The sequence below is a fragment of the Mesorhizobium sp. M1E.F.Ca.ET.063.01.1.1 genome, from assembly GCF_003998155.1.
GTDB lineage: Bacteria > Pseudomonadota > Alphaproteobacteria > Rhizobiales > Rhizobiaceae > Mesorhizobium.
Map to the genome: position 1 here is coordinate 1 of NZ_RZSC01000407.1, position 5367 is coordinate 5367.

The window sequence follows — 5367 nt, forward strand, 5'->3', positions numbered from 1 at the left end:
TGCTGCGCCAGGGCGGCGGCTTCGGCTTGCCGGGCGGTCAACCGGCGCCGCAGCAACCGCAACAGCGCCAACCCCAACAGAGTGAGCCGCAGCCGCAGACCAACCCGAGCGGCCGGCCGCGAAACCCGTTCGACGACATTTTCGGCAAGATGTTCGAGACCGGCGCGCAGCAGCGCGACGAGTATCAGAAGGGCATGGAAACGATCTTCGACCAGTTCAAGCGCGGCATGGAACGGCGGTAGTCTGGTAAAAAAACATGACTTTAGGTGAAATAGCCATCAACGGCTTGACGGGTGTAGCACTGCTCGGCGTTGTCTACTCAGTTTATCGATATGACTTCCTTAACCCCGGTGACGCACCCGGGTATAGGAACATTCGTGACGCCTTGAAGTATGGCAAGCCGCTATCGTCACAGTGGAAGCCGTTGGATGAGAGCAATCGCGCCGGCTATGGGATATTCGCCCTCTCCCTTTTGGCCTTCGGGATTTTGATGTTTGCCGGTGGACGGCTCATCGAGCTTATCGATCGGCTTTAAGCAAAAAGAAAAGCCCGGTCCTTGGGAGGACCGGGCAGAGTGCAGGCGGGCCGGCGGGGAACCGGCTGGGAGTGTGGGAGCCTGCATGAAACTTGGTCGCGCCGAGCCCTCAAAAGGTTCAAGGCGACCGAAGAATGCAGTTGCGCTGCCGGTCAGGCCACCTTGCGGGCGAGGTCCTCGATCGTGTCGGCGCGGTCGCTGGCAATCGCGCGCAGCTTCGCCGTCGGATCGCGGCCAAAGGGCACGGCGACGGCGACGTGGAGGTCGGCGCGGGTGAGGCCGATATCGGCAAGCTCGGCGTCCGACTTCTCGCCAAGGCGATAGAAGGCGCGGCGGTTTTTCCAGGCGCGATAGGCGTTGACGAGAGCATTGACCACAAGCGTCGCAACGGCCGGACGCGTGGTGATGCGCGGGGTCTTGGAGGCGAATTCGATCGTGGTCATGTCGGTCTCTCCTTCGGAGTCGAGCGGACGAAACCAGGCAACCGGCGCCTTGGGAGAAGCGCCGTTGCGGTCTCGATACACTTAAAGTGATGCATGTCGTCGCCCCCAAACCCGGGAGCCACTTTTGGGCGACATGCAGTGCCTTCATGTGGACAATGCCAATTTGCCATCGCGTGATTGATTAATCCAACGAATGTTTTTAATCTGTAGCATCAACATCAATGATGGATTGGACCGATGAAAGCGCCGCTCGATCTCGATCAGTTGCAGACCTTCATCTCGATCGCCGACACCGGCAGCTTCACCCGGGCGGCCGAAGAGGTGCATCGCACGCAGTCGGCAGTGTCGATGCAGATGCGCCGGCTGGAGGAGCGGATCGGCAAGCCGCTGTTCGAAAAGGACGGGCGCACCAACAAGTTGACCGAGGAAGGCGACAGGCTGCTGTCCTATGCCAGGCGGCTGATCTACCTCAACCGCGAGACTTTAGCCGCCTTCGACGACCAGCGGCTGGAAGGCACGATCAGGATCGGCACGCCGGACGACTATGCCGACCGTTTCCTGCCCGAGATCATGGCGCGCTTCTCGCGCTCCAACCCGCGGGTCGAGCTGACCGTGATCTGCGAACCGACGCCCGGGCTGGTCGAGCACATCAAGCGCGGCAATCTCGACCTCGCGCTGGTGACGCACAACGACACCCGCGGCCAGTCGGAAGTGGTGCGGCGCGAACCGCTTTTGTGGGTCACCTCGGCCAACCACGCCACGCATGAGCAGGAAATCCTGCCGATGGCGTTCGGCCGGCCGAATTGCGTCTGGCGGCGCGCCGCCGTCGACGTGCTCGACCGGCAGAACCGCGAGTATCGCGTGCTGTTCTCCAGCTTCTCGGCCACCGTGATCACCGCCGCCGTGCTTTCCGGCCTCGCCATCTCGGTGCTTCCGGAATGCGCGCTCAGGCCCGGCATGCGCGTGCTTGGCGAGGCCGATGGGTTCGATGCGCTGCCGGACTGCCGGATCGGCATCATGCGCGGCCAGACCTCGCAGCCGGAGATCGTCGACGCCCTGGCCCGCCACATTGCGGAAAGCCTCGACAACATTTCCGTGCCTGTCGGCGAGGAGACGGGAAGCTTCGACTTCGCGGCGCTTGCTTTCGCCAAGATGAAGCGGACCAAGGCGAACCAGATCCTGCCTGGCTGGTAGGGATCAGGCGCGCGCGGCGGCCGGCTCGACCTCATCCGGCGAAGCCAGACCGGAAAGGCCGAGCAGTTGGACCGGCTCGAGCGGCGGCGACAGGAGATAGCCCTGCAGTTGCCGGCAGCCCATGGCGACCAGCAGCATCTTCTGCGCCTCGGTCTCCACACCCTCGGCGGTGACGTCGACTCCGAGCGCGACGGCGAGATCGATCAGCGCCTTGACGATCGCCGCCGAGTTGCCGTCGCCGTCGAGAAGCCGCACGAAGGAACAGTCTATCTTGAGCTTGTCGATGGCGTGGCGACGCAGGTGGCTCAGCGATGAATAGCCGGTACCGAAATCGTCCAGAACGATGCCGACGCCCAACTGGCGCAAAGTGGCCAAAGCCGCCCTCGAAGCATCGCTGTTGTCCAGAAGCACGCTTTCGGTGATTTCGAACTGCAGGCGCTGCGGCGCCAGCCCGGTGTCGGCAAGGATCGACGCAACCTGTTCGGGAAAGCCGGCGTCGCGCAATTGCAGCGGTGACACGTTGACGGCGAGCCACGGCAAGTCGGTTCGCACGGCGAAGCGGCAGGCTTCCTGCAGCACCCACGCGCCGAGTTGGCCGATCATGCCGCGCTCCTCGGCGATGGCGATGAACTGCGCCGCCGGCAATGCGCCATGCACCTCATGCCCCCAGCGGATCAGCGCCTCCGCGCCGAGGATCGTCTTGCCGTTCGCCGCGAACACCGGCTGGTAGGCGAGCCCGATGCCGGTTCCGCCGTCGAGGGCCTTGCGAAGCTCGGTCTCGACCTTGCGCTTGCGCAAGAGAAGGTCGTCCATGTCGCCGGCGAAGACCTGGTGCCGGCCGCGGCCGTTCTTCTTGGCTTCGTAGAGCGCGATGTCGGCCTTGCGCAAGAGATCGTCGGCATCCATCTCGTCGCCGGCCGCCAGCGCGATGCCGATCGAGGCGCTGACGAAAACCTGATCGTCCATGAGCTTGAACGGCTCCTGCAACTTCTGCAACAGCCGCTCGGCGATATCCTCGGCGGCATCGATATCGCGGATGTCGACGAGGATCAGCGCGAACTCGTCGCCGCCCAGCCGCGCCACGGTATCCACCTCGCGAACGGTGTGCTGGAGCCTGGCTGCCGTCTGGCGCACCAGCTCATCGCCCGCGGGATGGCCGAGCGTGTCATTGATATGCTTGAAGCGGTCGAGATCGAGATAAAGCAACGCCACCCCTCCCATGTCGTGAACCGCCATATCCTGGCCGGTCCTGAGCAGGGCCCGCCGCAAGCGGTCCTCGAACAGCGCCCTGTTGGGCAGACCGGTGAGCGTGTCGCGGAAAGCGAGATATTGCGCCTCATCCTGGCTTGTCTGCAGCGCGGACGAAGCGCGGCGGAGCCGGCGCAGCAGGAACGCCAGAACACCAGCCGCCACAAGCAGCGCCACGGCCAGCGCCGGCGCCATCTTGCGCACCAGGGTAAGGCCGGGCCGTTCCTGGTTCCAGCCTATATAGCCGAGGATGACGCCGCGTGAATCGACCAGCGGGACGGCCGCCGCGCCGACCGGTTGCGACAAGGGCGCGAGTCGCGCGCCCTCGAGCAGGTATTTCTCGGCGATCTTGCCGATGACGGCGTCGTTGATGAACTCGACCGACACATGCAGATATTCGCCGCCGGGCTCCTGCGTGACCCTGTCCGTGCTCGGCACCAGCGGCATGACGCTGAGGATCGCCGGCTTGCCGCCCAGCGACACCAGATCCTCGGCGACCATCTTGGCCGGCTGGTCGGAAGCGTCGGCCTTCGGCGGCTGGGCGAGCATGGCGCGCAATTTCTCGATGGTGGAGAGCATTGCCGGCTCGTCCTCGCGATAGGTCGACGGATCGAGCACCTCGCCCTCCCGCATGGCATGGACCGGAAGGTTTGCGGCGTCGACGAGGTAGACCCGGTTGTGGCCGTAATAGGTATACATCCAGACGCTGAGATTCTCCTCGATCCAGGCCTGGTTGCCGGCCTTCACATTGGTGACAGCGTCATCCCAGACCGAAACGCTTTCCTGCTCACGCTGAACCGTCGCGATCTGATCCTTCAGGCCATCGGCGATGAATATCTTTTGGCGTTCGAGCGCGGCATGGTCGGCCTGGACTGCCGCGTAGAGGCCGAAGCCGACGACGATCGCCAGCGCGCAAACGGCAAGCGTCAGCACGGTCAAGGTGACCTGATGCGTCAATGGGCTGCTGTTGGGGCGTGGGCTCATGCGTGCTTGGCCGACTGTGTTGGGGGCCAGTCAAAGCAAATTCGGCTTAAGATCGCGTTATAATATAAGCGAGGATTGGTCCCTGCCTTGACGCAGGCCGATAAGCGTTCCCCAATCGCATGATGAGTGAAGCAGCAACCGAATCACGCAGCAACGCCACCGAATACACGGTGAGCGAGATTTCAGGCGCGCTGAAACGCACGGTCGAGGACGCCTTCGGCAACGTGCGGGTGCGCGGCGAGATTTCAGGCTATCGCGGCCCGCATTCCTCCGGCCACGCCTATTTCGCGCTGAAGGACGACCGCGCGCGGCTCGACGCCGTGGTCTGGAAGACGACGATGGCCCGGCTGAAATTCCGCCCCGAGGAAGGGATGGAAGTGATCGCCAGCGGCAAGCTGACGACCTATCCCGGCAAGTCCAACTACCAGATCGTCATCGACAATCTGGAGCCGGCGGGCGCCGGCGCGCTGATGGCGCTGCTGGAAGAGCGCAAGCGCCGGCTGCAGGCGGAGGGCCTGTTCGATTCCGGGCGCAAGCGGCGGCTGCCGTTCATGCCTCAAGTCATCGGCGTGGTCACCTCGCCGACCGGCTCGGTGATCCGAGACATCATCCACCGCATCAAGGACCGGTTTCCGCTCACCGTGCTGGTCTGGCCGGTGAGGGTCCAGGGCGAGACGACGGCCAAGGAAGTGACCGCGGCCGTCAACGGCTTCAATGCGCTCGCCTCGGACGGCGCGATAAGACAGCCCGATCTCCTGATCGTGGCGCGCGGCGGCGGCAGCCTCGAGGATCTTTGGGGATTCAACGACGAAGGGCTGGCGCGCGCCGTCGCGGCCTCCCGCATCCCGGTGATCTCGGCCGTCGGCCATGAGACGGACTGGACGCTGATCGACTTCGTCGCCGATATGCGCGCGCCGACGCCCACGGGCGCTGCCGAGATTGCCGTGCCGGTCAGTGCGGACC

At 64.3% G+C, this 5367-nt stretch carries 5 protein-coding genes and 1 pseudogene; 4 read left to right on the forward strand and 2 right to left on the reverse strand.

What is annotated here, in order from left to right:
• Both EOA29_RS23895 and EOA29_RS23900 read left to right on the forward strand, forming a co-directional pair.
• Positions 1-242 (forward strand): annotated as a pseudogene (locus EOA29_RS23895) (hypothetical protein); the annotation flags it as partial.
• Between the two features lie 14 nt (positions 243-256).
• Entirely contained in the window at positions 257-535 is a 279-nt protein-coding gene (locus EOA29_RS23900; RefSeq protein WP_127221672.1) for a hypothetical protein, read from the forward strand.
• A gap of 152 nt (positions 536-687) precedes the next feature.
• Here the strand turns inward: EOA29_RS23900 and EOA29_RS23905 are convergent, their stop codons facing one another.
• On the reverse strand, positions 688-978 hold the full coding sequence (locus tag EOA29_RS23905; protein ID WP_127221674.1) for a DUF1127 domain-containing protein: 291 nt from the start codon (positions 976-978) through the stop codon (positions 688-690).
• Between the two features lie 237 nt (positions 979-1215).
• On the opposite strand from EOA29_RS23905, the gene EOA29_RS23910 reads away from it, so the two are divergent.
• Positions 1216-2172, forward strand: coding sequence for a LysR substrate-binding domain-containing protein (locus tag EOA29_RS23910; protein ID WP_126092579.1), 957 nt, complete (start codon positions 1216-1218; stop codon positions 2170-2172).
• A gap of 3 nt (positions 2173-2175) precedes the next feature.
• Here EOA29_RS23910 and EOA29_RS23915 read toward each other — a convergent pair whose 3' ends face one another.
• Positions 2176-4404, reverse strand: coding sequence for an EAL domain-containing protein (locus EOA29_RS23915; protein ID WP_127221676.1), 2229 nt, complete (start codon positions 4402-4404; stop codon positions 2176-2178).
• 122 nt (positions 4405-4526) lie between these two features.
• Between EOA29_RS23915 and xseA the strand changes: the two genes are divergently transcribed.
• Positions 4527-5367 (forward strand): exodeoxyribonuclease VII large subunit (gene xseA / locus EOA29_RS23920; RefSeq protein ID WP_127221678.1); only part of this gene is annotated, 841 nt, incomplete at its 3' end.